23 protein-coding genes are annotated in these 26877 nt (G+C 47.4%); 14 read left to right on the top strand and 9 right to left on the bottom strand.

The window, feature by feature from the left end; genetic code table 11:
* The first annotated feature begins 158 nt into the window (after positions 1-158).
* Genes LSG37_RS03305 through LSG37_RS03295 form a run of 3 tightly spaced genes read left to right on the top strand, consistent with a single transcriptional unit; the run spans position 159 to position 2088 of the window.
* A complete protein-coding gene (locus tag LSG37_RS03305) occupies positions 159-1625 on the top strand; it encodes an amidohydrolase family protein (RefSeq protein WP_233078443.1) in 1467 nt (488 codons plus the stop codon).
* 37 nt (positions 1626-1662) lie between these two features.
* The gene (locus tag LSG37_RS03300) at positions 1663-1806 is read left to right on the top strand and encodes a hypothetical protein (RefSeq protein WP_233078426.1); all 144 of its coding nucleotides are present in this window, start codon (positions 1663-1665) and stop codon (positions 1804-1806) included.
* A 3-nt stretch (positions 1807-1809) separates the two neighbouring features.
* A complete protein-coding gene (locus LSG37_RS03295) occupies positions 1810-2088 on the top strand; it encodes a superinfection immunity protein (protein ID WP_233078425.1) in 279 nt (92 codons plus the stop codon).
* A gap of 132 nt (positions 2089-2220) precedes the next feature.
* On the opposite strand, the gene LSG37_RS03290 is transcribed toward LSG37_RS03295, so the two are convergent.
* Genes LSG37_RS03290 through LSG37_RS03280 form a run of 3 tightly spaced genes read right to left on the bottom strand, consistent with a single transcriptional unit; the run spans position 2221 to position 6581 of the window.
* Entirely contained in the window at positions 2221-4638 is a 2418-nt protein-coding gene (locus LSG37_RS03290) for an ABC transporter permease (RefSeq protein WP_233078424.1), read from the bottom strand.
* On the bottom strand, positions 4631-5320 hold the full coding sequence (locus LSG37_RS03285) for an ABC transporter ATP-binding protein (protein ID WP_233078423.1): 690 nt from the start codon (positions 5318-5320) through the stop codon (positions 4631-4633). The genes LSG37_RS03290 and LSG37_RS03285 overlap by 8 nt, the downstream gene beginning before the upstream one ends.
* Before the next feature lie 10 nt (positions 5321-5330).
* Entirely contained in the window at positions 5331-6581 is a 1251-nt protein-coding gene (locus tag LSG37_RS03280) for an efflux RND transporter periplasmic adaptor subunit (RefSeq protein ID WP_233078422.1), read from the bottom strand.
* 239 nt (positions 6582-6820) lie between these two features.
* Here LSG37_RS03280 and LSG37_RS03275 point away from each other — a divergent pair, with 239 nt between their 5' ends.
* The 4 genes from LSG37_RS03275 (at position 6821) to LSG37_RS03260 (ending at position 10306) form a co-directional block, all read left to right on the top strand.
* Positions 6821-7294 (top strand): response regulator, encoded by a 474-nt coding sequence (locus LSG37_RS03275; protein WP_233078421.1) that lies wholly within the window; start codon positions 6821-6823, stop codon positions 7292-7294.
* 31 nt (positions 7295-7325) lie between these two features.
* Entirely contained in the window at positions 7326-8228 is a 903-nt protein-coding gene (locus LSG37_RS03270; RefSeq protein ID WP_233078420.1) for a sigma-54 interaction domain-containing protein, read from the top strand.
* The gene (locus LSG37_RS03265) at positions 8218-9537 is read left to right on the top strand and encodes a sensor histidine kinase (protein WP_233078419.1); all 1320 of its coding nucleotides are present in this window, start codon (positions 8218-8220) and stop codon (positions 9535-9537) included. The genes LSG37_RS03270 and LSG37_RS03265 overlap by 11 nt, the downstream gene beginning before the upstream one ends.
* Positions 9538-9721: 184 nt before the next feature.
* On the top strand, positions 9722-10306 hold the full coding sequence (locus LSG37_RS03260) for a hypothetical protein (RefSeq protein WP_233078418.1): 585 nt from the start codon (positions 9722-9724) through the stop codon (positions 10304-10306).
* Between the two features lie 28 nt (positions 10307-10334).
* Here the strand turns inward: LSG37_RS03260 and hepT are convergent, their stop codons facing one another.
* The 3 genes from hepT to LSG37_RS03245 form a co-directional block, all read right to left on the bottom strand.
* On the bottom strand, positions 10335-10739 hold the full coding sequence (hepT, locus tag LSG37_RS03255; protein WP_233078417.1) for a type VII toxin-antitoxin system HepT family RNase toxin: 405 nt from the start codon (positions 10737-10739) through the stop codon (positions 10335-10337).
* An 82-nt stretch (positions 10740-10821) separates the two neighbouring features.
* Positions 10822-11220, bottom strand: coding sequence for a type VII toxin-antitoxin system MntA family adenylyltransferase antitoxin (gene mntA / locus LSG37_RS03250; RefSeq protein WP_233078416.1), 399 nt, complete (start codon positions 11218-11220; stop codon positions 10822-10824).
* Between the two features lie 94 nt (positions 11221-11314).
* Positions 11315-12205 (bottom strand): LysR family transcriptional regulator, encoded by an 891-nt coding sequence (locus LSG37_RS03245; protein WP_233078415.1) that lies wholly within the window; start codon positions 12203-12205, stop codon positions 11315-11317.
* 106 nt (positions 12206-12311) lie between these two features.
* On the opposite strand from LSG37_RS03245, the gene LSG37_RS03240 reads away from it, so the two are divergent.
* The 3 genes from LSG37_RS03240 to LSG37_RS03230 all read left to right on the top strand — a co-directional run bounded on the left by LSG37_RS03240 (position 12312) and on the right by LSG37_RS03230 (position 15314).
* A complete protein-coding gene (locus LSG37_RS03240; protein WP_436286413.1) occupies positions 12312-13421 on the top strand; it encodes an S-(hydroxymethyl)glutathione dehydrogenase/class III alcohol dehydrogenase in 1110 nt (369 codons plus the stop codon).
* Between the two features lie 234 nt (positions 13422-13655).
* Entirely contained in the window at positions 13656-14492 is an 837-nt protein-coding gene (gene fghA / locus LSG37_RS03235) for an S-formylglutathione hydrolase (protein WP_233078414.1), read from the top strand.
* 258 nt (positions 14493-14750) lie between these two features.
* A complete protein-coding gene (locus LSG37_RS03230; protein ID WP_233078413.1) occupies positions 14751-15314 on the top strand; it encodes a TMEM165/GDT1 family protein in 564 nt (187 codons plus the stop codon).
* Positions 15315-15445: 131 nt separating this feature from the next.
* On the opposite strand, the gene LSG37_RS03225 is transcribed toward LSG37_RS03230, so the two are convergent.
* Positions 15446-18667, bottom strand: a complete 3222-nt coding sequence (locus tag LSG37_RS03225; RefSeq protein ID WP_233078412.1) for a TonB-dependent receptor — start codon at positions 18665-18667, stop codon at positions 15446-15448.
* A 544-nt stretch (positions 18668-19211) separates the two neighbouring features.
* Between LSG37_RS03225 and LSG37_RS03220 the strand changes: the two genes are divergently transcribed.
* The 4 genes from LSG37_RS03220 (at position 19212) to LSG37_RS03205 (ending at position 22860) form a co-directional block, all read left to right on the top strand.
* The gene (locus tag LSG37_RS03220; RefSeq protein ID WP_233078442.1) at positions 19212-21419 is read left to right on the top strand and encodes a YgiQ family radical SAM protein; all 2208 of its coding nucleotides are present in this window, start codon (positions 19212-19214) and stop codon (positions 21417-21419) included.
* 5 nt (positions 21420-21424) lie between these two features.
* Entirely contained in the window at positions 21425-21943 is a 519-nt protein-coding gene (locus LSG37_RS03215; protein ID WP_233078411.1) for a GNAT family N-acetyltransferase, read from the top strand.
* A 63-nt stretch (positions 21944-22006) separates the two neighbouring features.
* Complete coding sequence (locus tag LSG37_RS03210; RefSeq protein ID WP_233078410.1) at positions 22007-22642, top strand: hypothetical protein; 636 nt, start codon at positions 22007-22009, stop codon at positions 22640-22642.
* On the top strand, positions 22627-22860 hold the full coding sequence (locus LSG37_RS03205; RefSeq protein ID WP_233078409.1) for a hypothetical protein: 234 nt from the start codon (positions 22627-22629) through the stop codon (positions 22858-22860). Before LSG37_RS03210 ends, LSG37_RS03205 begins: the two co-directional genes overlap by 16 nt.
* Positions 22861-22875: 15 nt before the next feature.
* On the opposite strand, the gene ygiD is transcribed toward LSG37_RS03205, so the two are convergent.
* Both ygiD and LSG37_RS03195 read right to left on the bottom strand, forming a co-directional pair.
* A complete protein-coding gene (gene ygiD, locus LSG37_RS03200; RefSeq protein WP_233078408.1) occupies positions 22876-23658 on the bottom strand; it encodes a 4,5-DOPA-extradiol-dioxygenase in 783 nt (260 codons plus the stop codon).
* Between the two features lie 95 nt (positions 23659-23753).
* On the bottom strand, positions 23754-26720 hold the full coding sequence (locus LSG37_RS03195) for a ligand-binding sensor domain-containing diguanylate cyclase (RefSeq protein ID WP_233078407.1): 2967 nt from the start codon (positions 26718-26720) through the stop codon (positions 23754-23756).
* Between the last annotated feature and the right edge of the window lie 157 nt (positions 26721-26877).

Genomic DNA, 26877 nt, shown 5'->3' with positions numbered 1-26877 from the left:
AGTTATCACTCTGCTCTTAGTAAGTCTGGCCCTGTTGGCAAAGTGTTACAAAAATAAATAAAAAAATTTTTGTAACAGCTGACAAAAACAGCACGACTTCTTAAGCAAACACAACAAGTTCACTTACCTTGGCTTTAAGGAGTCTTACTTTGAAAACAATGACTTTAAAAAAATCAGTTCTGTTTTGCCTGATTTCAAGCTGTTCTCTGTCACAGGCCGTCGCTGAAAAACCAGCTGCGCAGGCCGGGACAGTGCTGTACCACAATGCCACTTTATTAAATCCCGCTACAGAGCAGCAATTGAGCGATGGTTGGTTGCTGGTCAAAGATGGTCGCATAGTGCAAGTGGGCCAACAGCAACAAGGTGATAGCAGCTTACCTGCAGCGACTCAGCAGATTGATGTACAGGATCAGTTTCTGATGCCAGGTCTGATAGATGTGCATCTGCATCTGACCGCAGGGCCACACAGAGTCGAGATGCAGGATGGTCGGCCAGTTATGACGCTAAAAGGTCATAGCGAACTGACCCGCTATCATGCACTGAGCACTCTGGCTACTGGTGTGACTACCGCTTTTAGCCCAGCAGGTGAACCAGAGGCTAACGCTGAATACGCCAAACAGCAGAGAGCTGGACACTGGCCTGGTCCAAAGTTGAGTTATGCCGGTTTTGTATTTGAACCTACTCCCATTTTAGGGGGATCTGTGCATCCAAAAGATGAAGCCGGCTGGCGAGCTGAAATCAGCAGACAAAAGTCGCTGGGTGCAGAGTACATCAAACTCTATCAGGGCTTAACCAAAGAAGAAGTGGCGATGGGGATAGATTTGGCCAAAGAGGCTGGATTGAAAACCATAGCGCATCTGGACGCTGTGAGCTGGCAATATGCCGCCGATCTGGGGATTGATGCCTTAACTCATGCCTTACCTACCAGTGCAGAGCTATTAACCGGTGAGGGCAAAGCCGCTTATGTAGCCGAACGTAAAATTCCGCATAGCGCCCGCTTTATTTATAGCTGGTTTAAACACGTTGATTATGACAACGCACCTATGCAACAGCTTATCGACACTCTGGCCCGCCAACAAACCTGGATTGATCTGACGTTAGTCGCGAATGAACTGATGTACTTCGCCCGCGAGTTGGAAACCTTATACCCGGAACAGGATATGTGGGTGTATCACCCACAAATGCGCAAGCGCTGGCGCACGACATTGGCAGCGCCCAGTTATGACTGGTCAACAGAAGAAATAGCGACAGCACAGCAACAAATACCCAAGGTACAGCAATTGTTTAAACGCCTGTATGACGCCGGTGTGCCGCTGGCTATTGGCACCGACAGCGTTGCCAGCGGGCCATTTTACCTGCGCGAACTGCAACTTAGCCAAGCCGCAGGCCTCACAAACTGGCAGGTTTTGCAACTGGCGACCAGCGGCGGCGCACATCATCTGGGCCTGACCGATCATGGTCAGCTCAAAACAGGTTATGTCGCCGACTTTATTGTGCTGAAAAGCAACCCACTGCACGACCTGAAAGCGCTAAATACGCTGCATACAGTGGTGCAGCAGGGCAGGGCCTGGCCTGTGGATAAGCTAAAAACTGAGTTGGCATCCCTGTCTGATCTGAAACTTTAAAAACTGACTACTTCACAATCATAACTAGGACTATTTGATGGAAACTTTAAATTACTGCGCGTCTGAACTAAGCAATCAAGTCGAATTTACTGATGCTGAATTCCTGGTGCTTTTTATGGTGTTCTGGCTGGTCGCTTCGGTATTGCAAAACAAATTTGAAATGAACAAAAACGAGGAGTAACTGATGGAAACTTTACAACAGTTTTTCGATAGCTTTATGCAAGCTTGGCAACAAGCGGATCTGGCATTTTTATTGATGTTTGGCCTGTTATTTTTAGTGGTCTGGTTTTTACCAAGCCTGCTGGCTTTGGTTTTTAACCGTCAACACGCTGGTAAAATTGCCTTGCTCAATATACCTGCAGGTTTTTCATGGATAGCCTGGGTTGCTCTGATGGTATGGGCAGTAACCGGCAAACTGGGCGATAAACTGGCTACGAAAGCCCGTTTAAAACCAGTGGTTTAACCAATAGTTTCTGTCTGTGGCGAGCTGCCATCAGCAGCTTGAGAGCTTTTATTCCAAAGGTAAGCTGCTGCCTGCTTAGTTGCAGGCAGCAGTGTTTTAAACCACAGAATTAACGTTTTAGATGGGGCTGTATCACTGCTGCCTTAACACCATAGCCGGTTTACGTCCTGCAACTTGCCAGGCCAATGCCGCAACTGTACACCAGCAAATTGCAAAGGTCGTCGCTGCCGCCAGCAGATACCACAACGGGCTCTGGCTGATACGGACGCTGAATTCACTTAGCCAGCTGTTCAGCGCCCAAAAGGTGGCGGGTATTGCCAGCACTGCGCTTACAGCCATCAGCTTTATATATTCGCTGGCAAGTAAATTCACCAGATTAAAACGTCCTGCGCCCAGTACTTTACGCATTGCCACCTCGCGTGAACGTTGCTCGGCACTAAAAGCTGCCAGACCAAATAAACCAACGCAAGTTAAAGCTATGGCCAGCGCGGCAAATATCGCTATGACTTTGCCCTGACGTTGCTGGTTTTGGTAAATCGCATTGTAGTCATCACTCAACCAGCTTAGTTTTAAGTCCTGACGCTGCAGGCGCTCAGTCAGCAGGTCTTGTACTTTGGCACGGGCGGCAAGGGCCTGTTCTGGTTGCATACTGAGCAGTATATTGGCGTACGTCATAGGAGAGCGGCCGCAAATCAAAATTAAAGGCTCTTGTTGTTTTAAGGCGGACCCGATCTGAATATCTGCAACCACACCCACCACCTGCATACGCAGTACGGGAACATCTCCGGGCAGCAGCCATTGCTGACCAATCACATCCTGCAGATTTTCGTAGCCCGCTTTACGTGCCAGCGATTCGGTAATGATCACTGCCGCTGTGGCATGATCGCCATGTCTTTTATACCAGTCGCTTTGATAGGTTTCGCTAAAATCGCGACCCGCCAGCAAGGTCAGACCCGCGGTTTTGGCAATATCAAAACCTGTGCCCATCTGCGAAATAGGTGGCAGCTCAGTGTCTTGAGTTTGGCCTGGCAGCTGAATATCCATCGCCTGAGAAATGGTATCGGTGATTTGCATATCCAGTAGAGATACTGCATTGACGCCTTCTACCTTTTGCAGGCTTTGTAACAGGTTTTGGTTGTCTGCGTGAAACAACAGGCTGTTATCCATACCATTGACCATTAATCTGGCTTCGCGCTGATAGCCTGTGCTCTGGTTTTGCAACAGTTGTAATTGCTGTTGCAGCACAACGCTTGATACCAGTAAACCTATAGTAATAGCGCCCTGCAGCACCAGTAATCCTTTACGTAACCACACAGCGGTGTTGCCTCGTTGAAAATCACCACTCAGTACTTTTTTCGCATCAAAGGCTGAGATAAATACCGCCGGATAGACACCTGCCAGTACACCGACACTGAACACACTCGCCAGCAAAATCAGGCCAAAATTGCCGACATAATTCAGCTGAAGAGGGCGGTTCACCAACAGGTTAAACTCTGGCAATACCAGCTCCACTGCGACAGCGGCCAGTAAACCAGCACAGCAGGCGATCAGTAAGGATTCCAGCATAAACTGCACAAACAGCTGGCTACGGCTGGCCCCCAAGGCTTTGCGTACACCTACTTCTTTAGCCCGCATTGCCGCTCGGGCTGTGCTCATATTAATAAAGTTAATGGCGGCAATCAGCAGTAATAAGGCCGCCAATACCAGACAAATATGTACAGTACCGGCTGAACCATTGACTTTAAATTCATAAGCCAGGCTGGAATGCAAATGGATATCCGTCAGTGCGCGCAGTTGCAGTTCAGTCACTTTGCCGCCTTCATACGCTTGCTGATTCAACTGAGTGGTTAATTCGCCAAGCATAGCGGCTTGATCAAAATCGGCTGGCAATTGGATATAGCTATAGACGTTATTCACGGCAAGGCGACCGGCCGCCACTTCATCGCTGATCCGGCGCAATGAGCCCGCCTGAAAATGGCTTTGTTCAGGCATACGATACAGAGCGCTGATGCTATAACGCTGTTCGCCAAGCTGCAATTGTTGGCCAAGTACAGTAGTGTTGCCAAATAACCGCAAGGCTTCCTGTTCAGATAAGGCGATTTGATTTGGCTGGGTTAAAGCCGCAGTTAAGTCGCCTTGCAGCACCTCAATCTGGAAAAAATCCGTGATATTAGCATCCACAGCCTGAGCCCATTCCAGAGATAGTTTTTGGTTTGAACCTGTCATGCTTAACTCTGGCGCCCCTGTGTTGATCCGGGTCACTTTAATCCGCTTGTCATAGTTTTCCAGTACTGCTTTCATTGCTGGGCTGGAAACTGGGAAGCGCTGGTTCACCGGCAGAAAAAACTGCTCCAGCCGGTAGCTGTTTTCGGCATTCGGGTGCATGTTGTCATAACCCAGCTCATAACTGGCGTAGAGTAAAATCAGCAAGGCCGAAGCCAGCCCCGTAGTTAACCCCAGCAGATTCAGCGCCAAATGCGTTTTATGCCGAAGTACGGCGCGCACGCCAGTGATGAAATAGTTACCCAGCATTGTCAGTGAGTTAAGCATATTTGGCCTCCAGCGCGCGCTCGGTAATGATTTGGCCATCCAGCATCCGTACTATACGGCTGGCGTAACGTGATTCATGTTCAGAGTGAGTCACCATCACCACAGTAGTACCTTCGCGGTTGAGCTGACGCAGCATCTGCATCACTTCTTCACTGTTTTTGGAGTCTAAATTTCCTGTAGGTTCGTCGGCTAAAATCAGCGCAGGGTTGATCACCAAAGCACGGGCTACCGCGACACGTTGTTGTTGACCACCAGAGAGCTGCAATGGCAAATGATCGGCCCTATGATCAATTTGCATACGTTTTAAGATGGCTTCCACCCGGCTTTTGCGCTCTGAGGCGGCTACGCCCTGATACTGCAACGGCAGTTCAACATTCTGAAATACCGTCAGCTCATCAATCAGGTTAAAGCTTTGAAACACAAAACCAAGCTGGGTTTTGCGCAGCTGTGCTAATTGTTTTTCGCTGTAATGGGCTATGTCGGTGCCCTGAAACAAATAAGCGCCAGAGCTCGGGCTGTCCAGCATGCCCAGAATGCTCAGTAAGGTAGATTTACCGCAGCCGGAAGGGCCCATAATGGCAACGAAATCACCTTGTTCAATCACTAAATCAATTTGGTTCAGTGCTGTGGTTTCAAGCTCTGCAGTACGAAATACGCGGTTTAATTGTTGTAACTGGATCATAAGGCTGTCCTTAGTGTTGCAGTTGAATAGTATCGGCTTGTGCGAAATCGCGATAGCCGGAAATGATCACCTGATCACCAGCGTTCAGGCCGCTGATAATTTCAATCTGGTTGGCGCTTTGTTTACCCAAAGTGACGGCTTGTTTGCGCGCAGTGGCTGTTTTGCTGTCGAGTACATACACATACTGGCCAGCACTGTCGGTCAGGTAAGCACCGCGTGGCAGTACCAAGGCATCACGCTGCTGGGCTTCGAGTTGCAGTGTTAAGTTCACCGACTGGCCACGTTTCACCTTGTGTTCACCCGGCAGAGTAAATTCAAGTTGAAATTGGTTATTGACTACCCTGCTGTCAACCCTGCTGACCGTCAGTTGCAAGTCCTGTTGATTCACTCTGGCATTGGCTTGCATGCCCGTGCTGACACGGCTTAAATAAAATTCATCCACACTGGCGACTAACTTGTAGCGGTCCGGTATATCAATTTGACCCATGCGGCTGCCCGGAGCGCGGGATTCACCAGCCTCAACGTTAAACTCGCTCAGATAACCACTGACCGGAGCCCGCACCAACAGGTTTTGCACATTCTGGCGGGCAAATTCGAGGTTTTTGGTCAGCATAGCCACACTTTCACTTAACTGGCTTAATTGCTGTTTACGAATGGCTTCGTCCTGCTTCTGCTGCTGTTGTGTCAGCTTCAGGCGCTCTTGCTGATAGCGTAAATCCTGTTGCAAATTCAGCAGTGTTTCTTTGGCCAACACGCCACTTTTGACCAATGGCTCTGTCTGGGCCAGATTGCGTTTCAGTGTCACCAGTTGATGTTCAATATCCAGCACATCACGTTTCAGGTTTAATCTGTTAGTTTCAATGGTCATTTGGGTATTACGCAGAAAATTCATCTGCTCTGTGACCTGAGCTTCTCGGCTGATGAGATCCAGCTGTAACGCAGTGTTGCTTAGCTTGACCAGAGGCTGGCCTTGGGTAACAAACTGACCCTGCTCAATCAGCTTTTCTTCGACCCGGCCACCTTCAATCACATCCAGATACACCGTCTGCTGTGGCATTACATTGGCGCGCAGCGCTATGCTTTCCTGCAGGCTTTGCTGTTGTACCAGGGCTGTGCTGACTGAACTTAGTGGTAAAGCCAATGACATTTGAGCACTGGCTTGCCAGGTACTGCCAAACCAGGCTGTGCCTGCAAGCATTGCAACCACGATAGCTGGTGCTGTCAGACGACGCCGGGTTGTGGGAGTGATTTTTTTATCCATTGGTATGCTCCAAAAAATCGTGTTCTGTGAGCTTTATAACGCAATGGCTGTGCCAGATTTTAAGTTGTTGTTTATCAATGATTTATTGTTTTTGATTGTTTGAAACTGTCCGCTGGTGATACAACCCACTGTCCATAAGTGGACAGTGTGAAAAAACCTTAAGCTATTGGATTTAAAAGACTGTTGCGAAGGCATGGCGTTTTCGGTAGGGTTCTGAAATCAACCGCAAGGACGTAGTTATGAAACAGCCCTATAAGGTACTGGTACTGGATGATAACCACGACATTCTGATCGCCAGTCGTATTTTTTTGAAGCAGCATTTTGCTCAGGTCGTGACCTTACATGAGCCTGCTTTATTAGTCAGTACGCTGCAGGATCCGCCAGACGGCCTGCCTTTTGATGTGCTGTTGCTGGATATGAATTTCAGCCGCGATACCCAAAGTGGCGAAGAAGGTTTGTTTTATTTAAAACAGGCAGTAAAGGCGCAGCCAGAGCTAAAAGTAGTGATGATGACAGCATATGCGGCCTTGCCGTTGGCGGTAAAAGCTATGCAAAGTGGGGCGGCTAATTTTATTGCAAAACCCTGGCAGAATGAGCAGTTATTGCAGACGCTGCTACAGGCGGTGCGACAGCCAACTCAGTACACCTCTGCTCAACACAGCTCTGCCCAACGCAGCCCAGCTTCGCGCTGCATCCGAAAACACTGCCACTGACACTATTCCACTTTTAGGTGACAGCCCAGCCATGCAGCAGGTGCTGCGCACCATTGAAAAAGTAGCGGCCACTGATGCCAATGTATTGCTTCTGGGCGAAAGCGGCACAGGCAAAGCTTTGGTGGCTCAGGCTATTCATCAGGCCTCCAAACGCGCTGCTGCGCCTTTTGTCAGTGTGGATATGGGCAGTTTAAGCACCAGCTTGCTGGAAAGTGAGTTGTTTGGTCATAAAAAGGGCGCCTTTACCGACGCCAAAAGCGACTATGCCGGCCGTTTTGTTGAAGCCAATGGTGGCAGCTTATTGCTGGATGAACTAGCCAATCTGGCCCTGCCACAACAAGCCAAACTGCTGACTGCACTGCAAAACCGCACTGTAGTGCCTGTGGGGGCCAGTCAGGCTGTGGCTGTGGACATTCGTTTAATTTGCGCCACTAACGAAAACCTCTATCAGGCGGTGACAGAGGGTAGCTTCCGCCAGGATTTGCTCTACCGTATCAATACAGTGGAGATGGTGTTGCCACCCCTTCGGGAGCGTAAGGAAGATATCCCTTTGTTGCTCGATTGGTATCTGCAGCATTATTCCCAGCGTTATCAGCGCGACGGTTTGCAGATCACCGCTGCCGATAAGCGCACTCTGCAGAGTTACGACTGGCCAGGTAACGTGCGTCAATTAGCACATGCGGTAGAGCGCGCTGTGGTATTGGCTGAAGCTAATATGCTGGATTTCAGTCAGTTGCAAAGTTCAGCGCTGACACCAGCTATAAGCACAGTGTCGGAGCAAACAGCGGACACAGATTTTTTCCTCGAATTTGTTGAAGAAAAAACCATCCGCCAAGCGCTGCAGTATTATCAGGGCAATGTCAGTCAGGCAGCGAAAGCGCTGGGTTTAACCCGTGGCGCTTTATACAGGCGGTTGGAAAAATATGGCCTTTAACACTCGTTTGCTGTTACTGCTTAGTAGTTTTGCTCTACTGCTGATTTTAGCTTGGCAGCAATGGCAAAGCGGAGCATCGGCCTTTGCCGTCGTTCTAACTTTGGCCGCGGTATTAGCAGCCTGGTTGATTTGGCAACAGTGCAGCACCCGCCAGCGCCAGACTGCATTGGTGCTTAAAGCTTTGGCAAATCAGGATACTTCGTTAAATCTGCGCGACCAGCCAGAACTGCAACAGTTGCTGGCCCAGGTTCAGTTGCAATTAGGCAATAGCCGCCAGCAAGCGGAAGCCAAAGCACAGTATTTGCAAACCTTACTAAGCCAGTTGGATATCGCAGTACTGGAATTTTCAGCTGATGGACAACTGTTACAGGCTAACCCTGCAGCGCTGCGTTTGTTGTCAAAAGCACAGCAGCAACAGCTGCAAAAAGGCCGCTTTGATGAGGTTAATTTAGCGCAACTGGCCGCTATGCTGCACAGCACCACAACGCATTATCAGGGCCAGTTGCACTGGCAACAACGAGGCTACATAGACCGGCTGGCGCTGAGCATAGTATGCACCCGTATTCAGGGCCAGTTGCGTAAACTGGTGACGCTGCAAAGTATTAATCAGGCACTGCTTCAGCAAGAAGTGCAGGCTTATCAGCAACTAACCCGGGTGCTGACCCACGAAATTGCTAATTCTGTGACTCCTATGGCGTCTTTGGCACAAAGCTGCCAGCAGATTTTGCCGGTCGCCGATACGTTGTTAACTCAGGATGATCATGCAGATCTCAGCGAAGCGCTGACGACCATTCACAGGCGCGGCCAGCATTTGGCCGATTTTATCCTGTCGTTTAAACAGCTAAGCCAGCCGGTACAAGCGAATTTACAACAGACCAATCTGGTGGCTATTGTCAAAAATTGTCTGGCCTTACAGCGTGATGCCATCAGTCAGTCCGGAGTTGAGCTAAAGACGGATTTCCCCGCTAAGGCCCTGTTATGGCTGGATGAAGCGCTCATGGAGCAGGTACTGATTAACCTGCTGCAAAATGCACTGGATGCGATGCAGCACAGCGAGCAAAAACAACTTACTGTGACGCTCGAGCGCACGGCACAACAGCAATGGCAATTGGATATCAGCGACAGTGGACCAGGTATCCCGCCGGAAGTAGCGCAGCAAATTTTTATTCCGTTTTTTACCACTAAGGCAACAGGTTCAGGCATTGGCTTGCCTTTATCAAGGGCCTTATTGCAGGTACAGGACGCTCAATTAGAGTACAGGCCGGGCGATCAAAGCGGTAGTTGTTTTAGTATCAGGTTTGGGCAATAGCGGATCATTGCATTCATGATGAAAAATCTGTGGTTATTGTCAAAGCAGAACGTGGCAATGAGACCATGGTTGATGTCGATTGGACGGGATTGTTGCATCCGCCTTTTATACTTTTGATACTGGTGTTGACGAGGCAAAGCGCTAGGACTGATGCTGAAAATCTTGTGTTGTGGAGGGGAAGTATATGAAAAATTTAGATTGTAATATTCTTCTAGTGTTATTGTTTTTTTGTGGTTTGTCGGCTGCAGAAAGTCTCGTATTGTATTCCCCAAGTAATGCTCAAGTTACAAAGGGCTCGCTAGATATTGTTGAAATTACGGTCGATGATCTTACCTATACCAGCAATAACGATATGACGTGCTTGAATTCTGTGCAGCGAGTAGTTGTGACTAAAAGTCATAAAGGAGTTTTAAAGTTAGGTCAGAAAATAAAGTTAAGTCGACACATTAGTAAAGACATTCCCCTGCTTAAAGGTAAAAACATGATATATGTGATTGCCATCCCTACAGATTTTTTTTCAGACTGCCCTCAGAGTGATTCTGAAATCTTTAAAAAGACCTATGTTCCTATTGGCAATGTGGTTGCAACGTTTGAACTGTATCAGCGTGGGGAGATAACACACTTTAAGGCCCTTAATTGTGATAAAACAAAAAAAGTACTGTACGAGGATAGATTTTCAGTTGTCAAAAAAGGTAATTGCTATCAGGTTAGTGGTATGCATAAAGAGTTGGAAAGTTATATTTTGAGAGACCTGACAGACCTGCTTTAAACTCGATGCCGTGAACAATTAAAACTCGTTATTCAAACCTGTCCCCAAGCAAAATCCGGCATAACTGCTGAAAATCCTGTAAACGATGCAAAATGACATGTTCGGTCACTGCCAGTTGCAAGCGTTGATACTCGTGCACCGCTATATTCCGAAAACCAATCATTTTTTTCAGATTGTCGGCAAGTTCAACCGGGATAAAATCAGCTGTGGCTAACAGGCTAAACACATCGCGAGAGCTTTGCGGCACGCCAAGCTTATGATGGCGTATAAGATGCTGGCCCATATCAAGAGCTGCTTCGCAAGCGCGTTGAATATTCAAAATTGCCGCATCCTGACGGGTAAAGTCTGTGGCAAAAGTTGTAGGGTTTTTATTGTATTCTTCCAAAGCGCGGTGGATGCAGCGCTCAATAGTGGCAGCCTTGTTGAGCAGCACGTCATCAGGCAGCGTATCAGAAAGCTGTTAACCTGAGGGCTGCTCACCAGAAAGCTGTTTACCAGAAGGCAGTGAGTCATTATTAACGGCCATAAACAGACCCATCCTTTTTAATATCAGCCAAGAGTCCGGCGCGGGCTTCGTTCAGTGTGGTCATTGCTGACAGCAGCGTGGCTTCATAACTGCCAACCTGTTGATCGACGGCGTAAAGGCGCTGTCCTTTGGTCAAAATTTGGTATTGCATCACAGTAGATGCTGCACGAAAATCCAGCAAATCCACTTCACAGTGCAGCAGCTCTGCGAGATCGCTACTGATATCCCATAAATCAATCACATCGGCATAACCTGGCACCAGTACTGCTAAATCCAAATCGCTGTGCTTGTCTGCAGTGCCTGCGACCTGACTGCCAAAAGCATACACAGCCATCAGACTGGGCAAGCGTTGTTGCAATAGTTTAACGATAAGAGGAAAGTTCAACATAATCACTTGTTTGCTGCATCAGTTCTATCAATCATAGTAACTTTTAACCCTCAGTACGACCAGTACGACAAATAAAAACACGACAAATAAAGATCTAGCCTGTCAGTTTTGGAAAGCTTTCCAAACCTTGCTGCAACCAATCGAGTAGTAAGCGCACTTTGACGGGCAAATGGCGGTTCAGTGGATATAAAGCCCAGATGCCTTCGTCGGACGGTTGTTGCTCTGCCAATAAGGCCACTAAACGACCGTCTTCTAAAAACGGCTGCAGGTAATAATCCGGCAACTGAGTGATGCCTAAGCCTTTGAGTACCGCATCTGTTAACGCCACTCCGCTATTGCAGCGCAAATAAGGCTGGGGCTTAAACTGCAGTTTTTGACCTTGCTGCTCAAAACGCCAGAAATCGACAGAGCCAACTAAACAGCGGTGTTGATGCAGTTCGGCCACAGTAGCTGGGGTGCCGAATTTTTGCAGATAGTTGGGGCTGGCGCATAAATACAAAGTGCGTTTACCTAAGGCTTTGGCTTGTAAGCTGGAATCGTTAAGAGTTCCTAAGCGTATGGCGCAGTCAAAACCGCCTTGCACTAAATCCAGTTGATCGTTGGTCAGCTGTAAATCCAGCTGCACTTTGGGGTAACGTAATAAAAACTCATGCAGCAAAGGTGCAATAAATTGCTCGCCATAATAAACAGGGGCGGTAATTTTTATCGCGCCTGAAGGTTCATGCTGCAAGCTGGTGATCTGCTGATTGGCTTGGTGCAAACCGTTGACCAAAGCGCGGCAATGTTGGTAATACAAAGTGCCTTGTTCAGTCAGCCGGACCTGGCGGGTGGTGCGAAGCACCAGCTTGCAGTTCAGCCGCTGCTCTAATTGCAGCACTGTGCGGCTAACCTGAGCGACTGAAATGCCTAAGACTTTGGCAGCTTTAGAAAAACTGCCAAGTTCTGCCACGGCCACAAATTCGCTGATGCCTTGCCATTCTTTCATTTATGCAAAACTCATTTGTTATTTGCAGGGATTATCATCGATTAAGAAAAAATTACAATGGGTTATACTGACTGACAACTCAAACTGGAGAATTCAGATGAAGATGATCAAAACACGTGCTGCTGTGGCCTGGGGCCCGGGTCAACCGTTAAAAATTGAAGAAGTGGATTTAATGCCACCACAAAAAGGCGAAGTACTGGTGCGTATTGTGGCGACCGGTGTTTGTCATACCGACGCTTATACCTTGTCGGGTCAGGATTCTGAAGGCAAATTCCCTTGTATTCTGGGCCATGAAGGTGGTGGTGTGGTTGAAGCTATAGGCGAGGGCGTCACCAGCGTGGCGGTGGGCGACCATGTGATCCCTTTATACACGCCAGAATGCGGCAAATGTAAATTCTGTTTATCTGGTAAAACTAACTTGTGTCAGGCCATTCGCGCCACACAAGGTCAGGGTTTAATGCCGGATGGCACCACACGTTTTTCCAAAGACGGTCAGCCTATTTATCACTATATGGGCACTTCTACTTTTTCTGAATACACTGTGCTGCCGGAAATTTCGTTAGCCAAAATCAATAAAGCAGCGCCTTTGGAAAAGGTTTGTTTATTAGGTTGTGGCGTCACCACAGGTATGGGCGCTGTGATGAATACTGCCAAAGTAAAAGAGGGTGATACTGTTGCGGTCTTTGGTTTAGGTGGCATAGGTTTATCTGCCATTATTGGCGCTGTGATGGCCAAAGCCAGCCGCATTATTGCTATCGACATCAACGAGTCTAAGTTTGATATTGCCCGTCAGCTGGGTGCTACTGATGTGATTAACCCGAAAAATTTCGACAAGCCTATTCAGGATGTGATTGTTGAAATGACAGACGGCGGCGTTGATTTCTCTTTTGAATGTATTGGTAATGTCAACGTGATGCGTTCGGCCTTAGAGTGTTGTCATAAAGGCTGGGGCGAGTCGGTGATTATTGGTGTGGCACCTGCTGGTGCTGAAATCTCTACCCGTCCATTTCAGTTAGTCACAGGTCGTGTATGGCGTGGTACTGCTTTTGGTGGTGTCAAAGGCCGCTCTGAATTGCCTGATTATGTAGAGCGTTATTTAAAAGGTGAGTTTGAACTCGACACTTTTATCACTCACACCATGCCATTGGAGCAAATCAACGAAGCTTTTGATTTGATGCACGAAGGCAAATCAATTCGTACCGTTATACATTTCTAACTCCTGGTAGTTGAAGCCGCAGCTTTTTTTGGCAGCTGTAATGTGGTTGGTTAAAATATGGTATTGGATGAAATGGGGCAGGGGAGACTCTATCTGACATCTGATTGGCATTACAGACGGGCGGGTACAAGACCCGCCCCTACAATTTTGCTTAGCCGCAATCCCAACTAAAGTGGGAATTCATTTTCATTAAAAGCCCGGTTCGCCGGGCTTCATCTGCATAAGGATAAAGCAATGACGTTAATTCAGTTATCCGAACATAAAGTGTTTGCTGGCCGCCAGATTAAATATCAGCATCACTCAGATTCCGTCAAAGGCGTGATGCACTTTTCTGTCTATTTACCGCCAGCAGCTGAAAAACAAAAAGTACCAGTGCTGTACTGGTTATCAGGCTTAACCTGCACTGATGAAAATTTTTCAGTAAAAGCTGGTGCGCAGCGTGTTGCAGCAGAGTTGGGTATAGCTTTAGTGATCCCCGACACCAGCCCACGAGGTGAGCATGTAGCAGACGATGCCGCTTATGATTTAGGTCAGGGCGCTGGTTTTTATGTTAATGCGACACAACAGCCATGGGCAGCCCATTATCAGATGTACGACTATATCAGCCGTGAACTGCCATCTTTGGTGGAAGCACATTTACCTGTGACAAAAGCCAAAGCCATCAGTGGTCATTCGATGGGCGGCCATGGCGCTTTAGTGATTGCTTTACGCGAAGCTGGGGCTTATCGCTCAGTGTCGGCTTTTTCACCTATTTGTCAGCCGACAGAGTGTGACTGGGGCAAAAAGGCTTTTACTGCGTATCTTGGCAGCGATCAAAGCCAGTGGTTGCAATACGACGCGAGTTTCTTGCTGGCGCAAAAACAAAGCAGTTTACCGATGTTAATTGATCAGGGCGAGGGCGATCAGTTTTACCCGTCACAGCTTCGTACTGAATCTTTAATCGAAGCTAATCAGCGCAGCCAAAGTGGCGCACAAATTCGTTTGCAGCCTGGTTACGATCACAGCTACTTTTTTATCAGCAGCTTTATTGAAGAACATCTGCGTTTTCATGCAAGGCACTTAAAAGCTTAAGCTAAATTTAGTTGCAGCCGAATTTTTGCTTGCCCAAATTCCCCAAGCGCGGCTAAAATGCATCCGCGCTTAGGGGAGTAATTTACAAAACCGCCAGGTTTTGTGTTGTTGTCAACATACTTGTACCTCACTGTACATGGCAACAACGTCCCGTTGATCAAGCTTGATCAGGTATTAATGAGACCTAAGACAACGTACTAACCCCAGGCGGGAGTTGGTCTGTTGTCTTATGTTTAGTTTTCCCGCCAGGTGCAGTTTATGTTTTTTGATGCCTTTGTTGCCTCTTTCGCTTCTGTTGCTGTTGCAGAGATCGGCGATAAAACTCAGCTTTTGTCTTTATTCCTCGCGGCCCGCTTTCGCTCCCGTGGCGCTATTATTGCCGGTATTCTGGTAGCTACTTTATTAAATCATGCCGCATCGGCCTGGTTTGGTGCCTGGGTGGCGCAGTTTATACCTGAAGGTTGGCATGCCTGGTTGTTAGGGGGCTCTTTTATTGCCGTGGCCTTATGGTTACTTATTCCGGATAAAGACGACAGCGAAGAAGTCAGCGTTTTAAAATACGGTGCCTTTTTTGCCAGCTGTATTTTGTTTTTCCTCGCAGAAATTGGCGATAAAACACAAGTAGCTACTGTGCTATTGGCAGCCACTTATCCAGAAACCTGGCAGGTCATTTTTGGTACCACCATCGGCATGCTGGCAGCCAATGTGCCAGTGGTTTATGCAGGCAGCTGGTTGCTGGAACGTATTTCGTTGGACTGGGCGCGCCGTGTGGCCTGCGCCATCTTTATGCTGCTGGGTGTCATCACTATTGTGATGTATTAGAAAAATAGCTTGAGGTTCAAATCGGGCTTTATTAGCGTCAAAGCAAATAAAAAACCGCGTGGTATTGCTACGACGCGGTTTTTTTCACAGCTATTTATGTCAGTTATAAGGTGTTATTTTACCCTGATAAATCAGAAAATTGCCCGGACGCTTATGGCATAACGACGGTCAGTCGTGAAACTCAATGCATCGGTTCTGTCTCCAGCCTGATTCATTTGATACTGGGTTTTGGTTTCAGTGTTGAGCAAGTTACTGCCTTCTATACCTACTTTCCAGTTGTCGTTAATGCTGTAATACAAGCTGGCATCCATCATGCCTGAAGCTTTGGCAAAGGCTGGTACATATTCTTCAGATTCACGCAGTGTTAACAGATATTCAGAGCGCCAGGTATAAGCCAGACGGAATGAAATAGCTTCGTACTCATACATACCGACTATGTTCATATTCTGATCTGAATAGCCTTGCAGCGGCAAACCACTGAATACACGGAAGGTATTGCGATTGTCTGCAATTGGATTACCATTTTCATCAAAGCCTAAAGTGCCTTCTGAAATTTCATTTGGATCTTCCAGACCACTTTGGTCGATGTAAGTGTAGTTAAACTGCAAACCTAAACCGCGCCAAGCTCCCGGCAACATATCGTAGAATTGAGAGTAGGAGAATTCCGCACCACGAATAGTGCCTGAACCGGTGTTCGCCGGACCATAAGCCGATACATCGTAATCCACTCCATTGTAGGTCACATCCAGATCAAATTGTCTGTTACGGATAATGTTATCCAGCTTTTTGTGGAACAGGCCCACATTGACAAAACCTGCATCGGCGAAGTACCACTCGGCAGTTAAATCCAGATTGACGGATTTCTCAGGTTCCAGATAAGGGTTACCTGCTAAAGCAGTCACTTCTATATCATCAAGTGCAACCACTGGGTTATTCACTTCATCCTGATCTGCGCCCGGAGTTTGCAGGCGGCGGGTATAATCCAAATCCAGCAGACTGATATTGCGCGCATCCACTAGACTTGGGTAATACAAACCTTTGGAAGCGCCGAAACGCATCACCAAATCGTCTGCCAGTTCAAAACTCAGATTCAGGCTTGGCAATACAGTGCTGAAGTCTGTGCCGTCTACTGTGCTTAATTGCGATTCACCAGAAGCAAGATCGTAATAATCTTTATATTCAGCTTGTTGCATTACAGTATTCAAAGAGGAACCAGGCTCGCCACGTTTTGTCGTCGATGGTTGTACAAAGGCTCCTGTCGACTGCAATTGGTAATTGACGTAGCGCAAACCCACATTACCTTTGACAGGGATTTCCAGATCAGCAAGCTCAAAATCACCACGCAGATAAAACTCTGTGCGTTGCTCATTCGAAGAACTGATGTTATGTGCCGCAAAAGGCCCTTCAACACGGTTAGGTTTATCGGCATAAGGGACATAAGTACCGGTACAAACCCCATTATTGGCAGCACTTAACGTGGCGTTGTGCCATCCATCTTTACAGCCCTGACGCAATGAATCAGCATAGTTTTTCACCAGATCCATTTTGGGGAATAAGAAGTTGTTTACATTGCCAACAAGAACCTGGCCATTGTAGTAGTCAGAAAAATCAACACGCTCAAATAACTCAGGTCTGTTGACTGCAGCAGCGGCGTTACGATCATTCATGTCCCACGGTGTGCCGATGGCTGACCAGCCTTCATATGCAGTGTCACGAACAGTCAGGTCTTTATCCGTGTAATAAACACCTGCTTTGATGCTGGAGAAAACTCCGTCCAGTTCATAACTTGCATCAAATTTAAAGCTGTCAGCTTCCGCGGTATTGTGCTCTTCCTGCTCCATACCACTGCCAAGAAACAGGTTAGGCACAGGTCCATTCCAGTCACTATTTGGCGACCAGCCTGGAGTCAGAATATTATCGCTCAGAAACTCTACTGTAGGACGCTCGCCACGCATATCGAGGAAATATGGGGATACCACATGCACATGGTTACCACGGGTTTGACCAGACATGCTGTAGTTGTGTACCACTTTTTCCGAATCAATACGCTGATAATCGAGTTCAAGTTTTAAACGATCTGTTGCTTTTATTTTCAGATTCAGAGAAGTGTCTTCCACTGTATTTTCGTTGTAGTTCCAACGACTGCGATAAAAGAATGGAGTTTCCGGACTAACACCAAGGGCAATACCAGAGGTGACATAGCCATTTTCAGTGGTTAAAGGGTGACCATTGGCAGTATCGTCTCTCCAGTTTTGTGAGGAGCCCATAAAGCCTCTGAATCCCTGAGCAGCCTGGCCAATTTGACGTTCATTCCATTCTAAAGATGCGTCAGAGTTAATATGTTCTAAGGTGGCAACTATGGTGTCGTCGACGTTGGCCCACTGCAAAGAAGAGGTGAAGCCAGTGCGTTCCCGGTCATTATCTGCAGTACTCATGTGGATTGCCACTGGCACATGCCAGACACTGCCTGCAGGCTGACCCGGCAGGCCTGGACCATCTACAGGGGAGCTTGGGTCTACACCTGTAATACCGCCCCACTGATCCGTTGTAGGGATAAAGGAGTCACCACGGGAATGGAAATTACCTAAACCAACACCGTCCCCTCTGGATTTGTATTCGGATTTGGAGGCTGCGATCAGGAAACCAAACTTACCAGCTTGGGTTTCCCAGCTATCAGAGAAAAGGCCAGAAAACGAAGGAGTCACCTCTTCGCGGAAATCGCCGTAATTGGCTTTTGTGCTAAAGGCAACCACGCGTTTACTTGAATCAAAAGGTTTGCGGGTGATGAGGTTTACAGTGCCGGCTATGCCACCTGAGATCAGATCTGCCGTTTGGTTTTTAACCACTTCTACTGAACCCAGTAGCTCAGCTGGAAAGTCTTCATAGCTCAAACCACCCCAAGGGTTTGCACTAAAAGCACCGCGGCCGTTTACTTCAGAGCGCACACGATCCAGACCACGAACCAATACACCTGTTCCCTCATCAGCATAGTGTTTTGGGTCATCAGAAGACGCAAAACGTTCAATGGTGACACCAGGAACGCGTTGCAATGCTTCAGTGACTGATTTATCAGGCAGTGCACCTATGTCTGTTGCAGTGATCACGTCTTTGACTGTATCGGCAAAACGCTTCAGGTCCTGGGCCGTCATGATACTGCCACGGATGCCTTTTACCTCTATGACCTCTACTGGATCAGCTTGGGTTTCATTAATGACACCGCTGTCATTTTTTGGCAAATCTTGCGCAACCAGCCAGGCTGGGCTCATGCCCAGCAATGCAGCTGTCACCGCCAGACTAAGTCTGGCTTTTTTAGTGCTGTGATTATGATCGTTAGTGCTGTTTAATTCAGACATAGTTTAAGTCTCTTCTGTTCTTGTTTTAATTTATGCAACACGGCAGTCAAATAAACACTGACTAAGCCATGAGGTATTGACCCTGCTCTTCCTGTTCAAAGCTTTCATTACTACCACATATGTCAAGCTCTGATGTTACTTTGTACCATGATGATTAAAAAGTAAACATGGTTTGATGAAAAAAGTGCGATAAAAAACATCATATGGTAGCCAAGCTTCTATTTGATATCGATTTTATTATGTTACCAAGTAACAAATTGGTTCTAAATGTTAGTGGTTTGATCTGCAGCTTTTGCAATTCAGGCTAATGCCTGCCACAAAGTAAAACAGAAAGGCGCAGCAGCGGGTTCAGCAGGTATTGGCGTGGTAACTTGCTTTCGGCTAAATTTTAATCGATAAAAGGGCTAAAGCAGTTCAGCTTTGGGTTAGTATTCTCCAACTGAGTCAAGTATAATGCGCGGCCATTTTTGGCAGGCAAAACCGAGCGATACAACAGATGCAAATGAATCAGGTCCCTTTAAGAAAATCCGCAGCAGTGGACCGCATGGCGGCCGAGCGGGGATTGTTTTCTTATCCTAAATACTGGGCTGAGTCCTTTGGTACTGCACCATTTTTGCCAATGAGCAGAGCCGAGATGAAGCAACTGGGCTGGGACAGCTGCGATATTATTCTGGTGGTGGGTGATGCTTATGTCGATCACCCAAGTTTTGGTATGGCCGTGGTTGGCCGTATGCTGGAAAGTCAGGGCTTTCGTGTAGGCATGATTGCTCAGCCGGATTGGTCGTCCAAAGATGCCTTTATGACACTTGGCAAACCCAATCTGTTTTTTGGCGTCTCTGCTGGCAATATGGATTCAATGATTAACCGCTACACAGCGGATAAAAAACTACGTCACGACGATGCCTATACACCAGGCAATGAAGGCGGCAAAAGGCCAGATCGTGCGGTACTGGTGTATTCACAGCGCTGCAAAGAAGCTTACAAAGATGTGCCTGTGATCATAGGTGGTATTGAGGCCAGCCTGCGCCGTATCGCTCATTATGATTACTGGCAGGAAAAAGTTCGTCGCTCCATTATTTTTGATGCCAAGGCCGAGATGCTGATCTACGGCAACGCCGAACGTCCGCTGGTGGAAGTAGCGCATCGTATTGCCAACGGCGAAGATATCAATACATTGCACGATATCCGTGGCACAGCAGTTATCCGCAAAGAGCCTTTGCCTGGCTGGCGTGGTGTCGATTCTACCGCTATTGATAAAGTCGGCAAAATCGACCCAGTGCCGAATCCTTATGGTGCTGATGATGTGGGTTGTGGCACTTTTTCTGAATTTGCGCAGCAGGGTATTGATTTAAGCAAAGCGCCTGAAGTCGAAGCCAAGCCAATACTGGTGCAGCCGCCACGCCAAAAGCCGTGGGAAAAAACCTATGTCAAACTGCCGGCTTTTGAGCAGGTTAGTGTGAATAAGTCCTTGTATGCCCATGCTTCGCGTATTTTGCACCAGGAAACCAACCCTGGTTGTGCCCGTGCTATTTACCAGCGCCATGGTGACCGTCATTTATGGGTCAATCCTCCTGCTTTCCCGTTGACCACAGAAGAGATGGACGGCGTGTTTGGCCTGCCTTATCAGCGTGTGCCGCATCCTGTCTATGGCAAAGCGAAAATTCCTGCCTATGAGATGATCAAAACCTCGGTCAATATTATGCGTGGCTGTTTTGGTGGCTGTTCCTTTTGTTCTATTACTGAACACGAAGGCCGCGTCATTCAAAGCCGTTCGCAGGAATCGATTTTAAAAGAAATTAAAGAAATTCGTGACAAAGTGCCGGGTTTTACCGGTGTGATCTCGGATTTAGGTGGCCCAACCGCCAATATGTATCGCCTACGTTGTAAAAACCCAAAAGCGGAACAAACCTGCCGCCGGCCTTCTTGTGTCTATCCGACTATTTGCGAACATATGGACACAGACCAAAGCCCGACTGTGGATTTATACCGTGCTGCACGTAAAGTGGATGGCATTAAGAAAATTCTGGTCGCCTCAGGTGTCCGTTACGACTTAGCTGTTGAAGATCCAAACTACGTCAAAGAGTTAGTGCAGCACCATGTAGGTGGTTATTTAAAAATAGCCCCAGAGCATACCGAAACCGGTCCATTGTCAAAGATGATGAAACCAGGCATGGGCGCCTATGACAAGTTTAAAGAAATGTTCGACCGTTTCAGCCGCGAGGCCGGTAAAGAGCAATACCTGATCCCGTATTTTATTTCTGCGCATCCGGGTACGACAGACAAAGACATGGTGAATTTAGCGCTCTGGCTGAAAGAACGAGACTTTAAACTAGATCAGGTGCAGAACTTCTACCCAAGCCCTATGGCAAACGCGACTACCATCTATCACACCGAGATGAACTCGCTGAAAAATATCAAAGGCAATACCGAAGTAGTGCCTGTGCCTAAAGGTGAACGTCAGCGCCGCTTGCACAAAGCCTTGCTGCGTTACCACGACCCGAAAGGCTGGCCGATGATCCGCGAAGCTTTAGTCAAAATGGGCTTAAAACACCTGATAGGCAGAAGCAAAGGTTGTCTGGTGCCGGAAGAGGGCAAAGAAGACCTATTCCTGCGTACCATCAAAGTACCAGGCAAAAAGCCTGGTCAGGTGGCGTTAACCCGTCACACTGGGGTAAACCCTGCGGCTAAAGCTGTGGAAAAAATTAAACGCTCATCTGGCAAGCCGTCTTTTAGCAAAAAAGCTAAAGGGTAAGACTTATGGCAATGGATGCTGTGCTTGAAACGCCTCGTTTACTAATGCGGGCTTTTACGCTGGATGATGTTGATGCTATGTATCAACTGATGACAGTGCCAGAGGTGATACGTTATGTCGGTAATAAACCAGCTCAGTCGAAACAGGATGTGCTGGATTATTTGCAACAGCATCCGTTGCGGGATTATCAGGTTTATGGTTATGGCCGTTTTGCCTGTGTCTGGAAGGAAACGGGGCAGGTGATAGGTTTTAGTGGCATTAAGTATCTTGAAGAAATTCAGGAAGCCGAGCTTGGTTATCGTTTTTTGCCAGAGTTTTGGCGTAAGGGGCTGGCCACTGAAGCCGGACAAGCTGTGATTGAGTTTGCTCAAGGATTAGGTTTGGAAAGATTAGTGGCAGTGATCCATCCACAGAACGAAGGTTCACAGCAGGTTGCTTTGCGTCTTGGTTTTACTCTGGAAAGTAAAACCAAGCTGTCCTTGATTGAAGAATGCGATTTATTACTATTTTCCCGCGCCATTTAAATAAGCCGCTTTAGTACTGATTCAGGCTCTGTTAAACTTTGCCGCCTTTTGATTGGAGTTTGTATGGCGTTGAAGTTTCAGCTCAATTTACAATCTGTTGCTGCACAGTGGTTGTTCTGCCTGCTACTTAGTGTTGCTGCTATTTATGCTTATCAGGCCAAACCCTGGTTGGCATTTATGCTGCTGCCTGAACCTATGACCCAATCTCAGTTAAATCAAGCTAATGATTTTGAACAAAAAAGTCCGGAAGCTGCCCAAGTGCTTCATGCCTATTTAGGTATTCGAGCTTTGATGGCTAAAGAAAAAGTCTTGTTGGAACACCATGCAAGCTGGGACTCACAGGACAGAGATGAAGGCTGGGCTGAAGCCACCGAATACCTGTTAGCGCATTTGGCGGTAACTACCACTAATAACGAGTTGCGTATTCTTGCCAGCGAATGCCGTAATACCTTGTGTCAGGTTAAATTAATGGCACCTACACCTTTGACAAAAGAATTCACCGCTAAAATTCTGGATTACGCCAAAGTATTAAAAGCGGGTGAGCTGGAATATGCTGATCTGGAAACTTTGCCAGGCGCCGTGTTGTTAAAACTCAAAGCCAACAAGCGCTATAAGTTTGACGAGGCGACCACCAAAAATTTATGGCCAGAAGAGCGGACGCAATGGGAACAGGAGCTGAAAACATGGTACACAAAATAAAGTATCCGGCCGTTTTTCTGCTGGTGTATCTGGTTTGTGCTTTGATTGATTTTGGTACAACCTATTACCGTCAGGCAAAAATTCCTGTAACAGAGCACAGCAGTGCAGAATTGTCCGAAGCTATGCAGCAGTTGATGCAACAACACCGCCTTAGCGGCGCTGAATTGTCGCAGGCTATCAATGATCTGCAACAGCAGAAAAAACGTTACCTTGAGTAAGGCTTATCTGCTGTTTTAATCTCGCTTGCTGGTGTTCAGTTGCACTGACAACATACTCAATGCTCCATACACAATCTCATCGTTAAACAGACTCAGATCATCGCTATCCAGCATGCTGCCAAGCACATAAAGCAAAGGTAAAAAGTGGTCAGGATGTGGTACTGCCAATCTGGCGTGTTCAGCAATATCCTGATATTGGGCTATGGCACTAAAGTTTTTTGTCAGCAAAAGCTCTTTGATCCGTGCGTTAAACTGTTTTGCCCACAAAGGTGGCTCTGTGCTTTGCCAGTCCAGTAAACGCAGGTTATGCACCACATTACCGGAACCCACAATCATCACACCTTGCTTGCGAAGTGGAGCCAGCTTTTTTGCCAACTCCAGATGCTCAGCCGGACTCAAATTCTGATCAAGACTGAGTTGCACAACAGGCACCTCTGCCTGTGGAAACATATGCATCAATACCGACCAGGCACCGTGATCCAAACCCCAGTTCAAATCCAGTTGCACCGGATGAGGGGCTAACAGCTTCTGGATCTCTGTTGCTAGTTCAGGGCTGCCTGGGGCAGGGTATTGCACCTGCTGCAGTTTTTCAGGAAAACCGTAAAAGTCATGAATAGTTCTGGGGGAGGCCATAGCCGTTACCGCTGTGCCTTGGGTATACCAATGAGCAGAAATCATCAGAATGGCTTTGGGTGTATAACTTTGTACCACTGAATGCCATTGCTGCACTGCAGTATTTTGTTCCAGCGCATTCATAGGACTGCCATGACCAATAAAAAAGGCGGGTTCGATCGACATGACATCACTCCAGAACTGAAAAAAGCAGTATAGAAGTTATGGCTTCGACTGAATATGGCTAAATATGCCCGCTTTCTTTCGATTATTTAGCTTAGTTAACCTGGAGCTGTATCAGCCTGATACAGCACTACTTTATTGCGACCTGTTCTTTTGCCCTGATACAAAGCCAGATCCGCGGCGGATTGCCAGCGGATCAGCTCCAGTTGCAAGTCATCCAGTTGAGCCAAGCCCAAAGTTGCTGTGACCGAAATCTGCTGTTCATCATACAGAATGTTCATTTGCGTCAGGCTTTGACGTAGCTCTTCGCAGACAATAAGGGCACCTTCTGCTGAGGTTTCAGGCAATAATAAAATAAACTCTTCACCCCCCCAGCGTGCCAGCACATCCCGTTGACGCAAACGTTGAGTTAAACTTTGCGCCACTTTTGCCAAAACCACATCACCTGCATCATGGCCATAGGTATCATTAATGGCTTTAAAGTGATCAATATCCAGCAGCACTAAAGTAAAAGGCGATTTTTGCCGTATGGCCTGACGTTGCAGTAATTCAAACTGTTCAGAAAACGCCAACCGGTTAGGCAGCTTTGTTAGAAAGTCGGTGCGGGCCTGTTGGTTCAGCGCTAAGTTCGCTTGCTCCAAATCTTTAGTTCGCTGGCTCACAAGTTCGTTGAGCCTGGAGTTTTGTTGATGCAAATTACGGGTCCGTACTTGCCACATTAGCCAGACTGATAACAAGCCAACCAGACAAACAAACAACCAGAGGCGCTTGTCCTGCCATAAAGGTGCTGGGATCACAAAATGCAGTCTGGCAGTGCTTTGCTCTGAATGCTCCAGACTGTTTCGTACTTCAAAGCTGTAACGACCAGGCGGCAATCTGTTGAAGCTGACCTGATGCTGGTGACCTAGGTAATTCCACTCGGGGTCTGAGCCGGAGAATCTGTACTCATACTGGTGGCCATCGGTGAAAAAATACTCCAGAAAACTGAAGTGAATGCTGATCTCTTTGGTATGAGCTGGTAATTCTATTGGACCCTGCTCTGAACTTTGTGGGTCTAGCCATTGTTGCTGATCGGCTTTGAGTTTGCTGATCACCATAGGGGCGTTAAATTTGTAATCCTGCATCAGGCTCGGCGTAAATTGATACAAACCCGCTGCAGTACCTAACCAGAATTGGCCTGACGCAGTGCGGTTCAGCGCTCTGGTTTCCAGTAACAACGCATTGATATTGGCTTTTTCAGCAAAACGCCTGAAGGTTTTACTGGTTAAATTCAGTTCAGCCAGACCTCTTTTGGTACTGACCCAGACTGAACCTGGCTCTTGTGCATTGATGGCCACCACTCTGTTGTCCGGCAGTCCCTGAGCCACCTGATAAAGTTCACTCTGGTTTTGTTTTAAGTCCATAAAAAACAGCCCCTGATTGGTGCAAACCCATAACTGGTATTCGTTGAGTTTTTCAAGGCAAAGCAGAACGTCGCTGGGCAGCTGTATCAGGCTGTTGGCTCCGCTATGGTAGCGCGTGATCATCCCTGTGCTGCGCTCTAAGCTATACAAACCACTGAAGCGACTCACCATCCAGATGCTGTCTGAGGTATCGCTGATAATGCTGATCACGGCGTCGCCTGGTTGTGAAGTAATACTGTAGTGTTCAAGTTGTCCTTGTGGGTTTTGTTGTGGCCACTTCACCAGGCCCTTTTCCCAAATGCCAAGCCATAACGAACCATCAGCATCTGCTGCCACTGAAGTGATGCCGGCAAGCTGCCTGATGGCATCAGGTAAAGCCTGTTGACTGAATTCTTGTTCCGGTGCAACTGATACAAACAACCCCAAATCAGTACCGACCCAATACTGCCCTTGATGATCCCGGGTTACGGCCTGAATTTGATTGTGGGGGCGACGGGTGGGTAAGCGGTGTGTTTGCCAGTGTTGTTGTTTGAGATCGTAACTGACCAGATCATGATCCACCCCAAGCCAAATCCTGTCGTCGATAATGGTCTGACTGTAAATACGTCTTAAGGTTTTTTCTGCCATGCCGGGTTTAAGCGGCAGCGGTACTGCCTTGAAATTTTGAGGCAAAGGGTTCACTTTAAAGACCCCTCTGTTGCGGCTTGCTACCCAAATGACTCCGGTTTGGTCTTTAAAAAACTTACGGATATCTGCGGTTTGCAAAAAGTGTTCTGGCGTTTGAGGTTGCGCCAATCCGGTGTTTATTTTGAACAAACCTGCGCCGCTGCCCACCCAAAGCTGGCCCGGTTCTGGTTGAAACAACGTATTGATCACACCAAATTCAGCCGGGTAACGTGAGGTGACTTGCCCAAGCTCAAAGCTAAAGAAAAACAAGCCAAGCTGAGTACCAAGCCAAATTCCTTGATCTACCAACACCAGGGTGCGGATCTCGGCTGGATTCAGGCTGACATCTTCCTCTGAGAGCGCAGGCAATGGCTTGTGCTGCAACTCTGTTAAATCTTCCGACAAACTGTACAAACCTCTTGAGGTTGCCAGCCACAGAGTACCGTCGTCGGATTGCATCACTTGCCACACCCTTAAATCAGGCAAGAGTTGAACCTGATGCAAGCTGGAAGGATCTGCCGCATGCACATAACGGAGTCCTTCTACTGTACCTATCCATATTCTTTGTTGCTGATCTTCAAAAAAACTCTGAGCTCTGTCAGAAGGGAGTTGTTGTGCCGGATTAGCTTTGGTGTGATAACGCATGCTGATAGTGAGTTGTTGGTCCAACAAGGTCACACCCTGACCCCAGGTACTAACCCAAAGTCGCTGCTGGCTGTCGACTAGTAGCTGGTTGACATTGGCCATAGCGGACTGAAGTTCTTTGTCTGTCAGTATCTTCCTGTGGCTCAATTCATACCCATCAAAACGTTGCAGACCATCCAGCTCACTGGCAAACCAGATGTAGCCTTTCTGATCTTGTTTGATGTCGTAACTGATTAAAGGCGCATCTGGATGCTGTTGTGCCAAAGATGAGAATTGCATGGAGGCCAATAAAGAGCAGGGAAGCAACATCAGCAAAGCGAATAACAACGACCATATGAAAATTGGATGCATAGTAGGAAAAGCCTCGGAAAAACAAAGAAATGGGCTTAAATGCGAATATCTGTTCAGATCCTAGCAGTCAAAATTACAGAAGCAAACTAAGCATGGCAATTTGTTTAAAGAAAAAACCGGCCGGAGCCGGTTTTGGGGGGAAAGAAGTATATCAGCC

The sequence above is a fragment of the Rheinheimera soli genome, from assembly GCF_021290985.1.
In the GTDB taxonomy this organism is placed as follows: Bacteria; Pseudomonadota; Gammaproteobacteria; order Enterobacterales; family Alteromonadaceae; genus Pararheinheimera; species Pararheinheimera soli.
Note: the sequence above shows the minus strand (reverse complement) of the source record. Positions and strands in the feature narration are given on the sequence as shown.

Bases quoted from the DNA above. Each gene is read 5' to 3' on its own strand.
- LSG37_RS03225 (WP_233078412.1), bottom strand. From the start codon at position 18,667: ATGTCTGAATTAAACAGCACTAACGATCATAATCACAGCACTAAAAAA.
- LSG37_RS03270 (WP_233078420.1), top strand. From the start codon at position 7,326: ATGCAGCAGGTGCTGCGCACCATTGAAAAAGTAGCGGCCACTGATGCC.
- LSG37_RS03300 (WP_233078426.1), top strand. From the start codon at position 1,663: ATGGAAACTTTAAATTACTGCGCGTCTGAACTAAGCAATCAAGTCGAA.
- LSG37_RS03195 (WP_233078407.1), bottom strand. From the start codon at position 26,720: ATGCATCCAATTTTCATATGGTCGTTGTTATTCGCTTTGCTGATGTTG.
- LSG37_RS03280 (WP_233078422.1), bottom strand. From the start codon at position 6,581: ATGGATAAAAAAATCACTCCCACAACCCGGCGTCGTCTGACAGCACCA.
- LSG37_RS03285 (WP_233078423.1), bottom strand. From the start codon at position 5,320: ATGATCCAGTTACAACAATTAAACCGCGTATTTCGTACTGCAGAGCTT.
- LSG37_RS03210 (WP_233078410.1), top strand. From the start codon at position 22,007: ATGGCGTTGAAGTTTCAGCTCAATTTACAATCTGTTGCTGCACAGTGG.
- LSG37_RS03275 (WP_233078421.1), top strand. From the start codon at position 6,821: ATGAAACAGCCCTATAAGGTACTGGTACTGGATGATAACCACGACATT.
- ygiD (WP_233078408.1), bottom strand. From the start codon at position 23,658: ATGTCGATCGAACCCGCCTTTTTTATTGGTCATGGCAGTCCTATGAAT.
- fghA (WP_233078414.1), top strand. From the start codon at position 13,656: ATGACGTTAATTCAGTTATCCGAACATAAAGTGTTTGCTGGCCGCCAG.
- LSG37_RS03265 (WP_233078419.1), top strand. From the start codon at position 8,218: ATGGCCTTTAACACTCGTTTGCTGTTACTGCTTAGTAGTTTTGCTCTA.
- LSG37_RS03290 (WP_233078424.1), bottom strand. From the start codon at position 4,638: ATGCTTAACTCACTGACAATGCTGGGTAACTATTTCATCACTGGCGTG.
- LSG37_RS03305 (WP_233078443.1), top strand. From the start codon at position 159: ATGACTTTAAAAAAATCAGTTCTGTTTTGCCTGATTTCAAGCTGTTCT.
- LSG37_RS03245 (WP_233078415.1), bottom strand. From the start codon at position 12,205: ATGAAAGAATGGCAAGGCATCAGCGAATTTGTGGCCGTGGCAGAACTT.
- LSG37_RS03215 (WP_233078411.1), top strand. From the start codon at position 21,425: ATGGCAATGGATGCTGTGCTTGAAACGCCTCGTTTACTAATGCGGGCT.
- LSG37_RS03295 (WP_233078425.1), top strand. From the start codon at position 1,810: ATGGAAACTTTACAACAGTTTTTCGATAGCTTTATGCAAGCTTGGCAA.
- LSG37_RS03220 (WP_233078442.1), top strand. From the start codon at position 19,212: ATGGCGGCCGAGCGGGGATTGTTTTCTTATCCTAAATACTGGGCTGAG.
- LSG37_RS03260 (WP_233078418.1), top strand. From the start codon at position 9,722: ATGAAAAATTTAGATTGTAATATTCTTCTAGTGTTATTGTTTTTTTGT.
- mntA (WP_233078416.1), bottom strand. From the start codon at position 11,220: ATGTTGAACTTTCCTCTTATCGTTAAACTATTGCAACAACGCTTGCCC.
- LSG37_RS03230 (WP_233078413.1), top strand. From the start codon at position 14,751: ATGTTTTTTGATGCCTTTGTTGCCTCTTTCGCTTCTGTTGCTGTTGCA.
- LSG37_RS03205 (WP_233078409.1), top strand. From the start codon at position 22,627: ATGGTACACAAAATAAAGTATCCGGCCGTTTTTCTGCTGGTGTATCTG.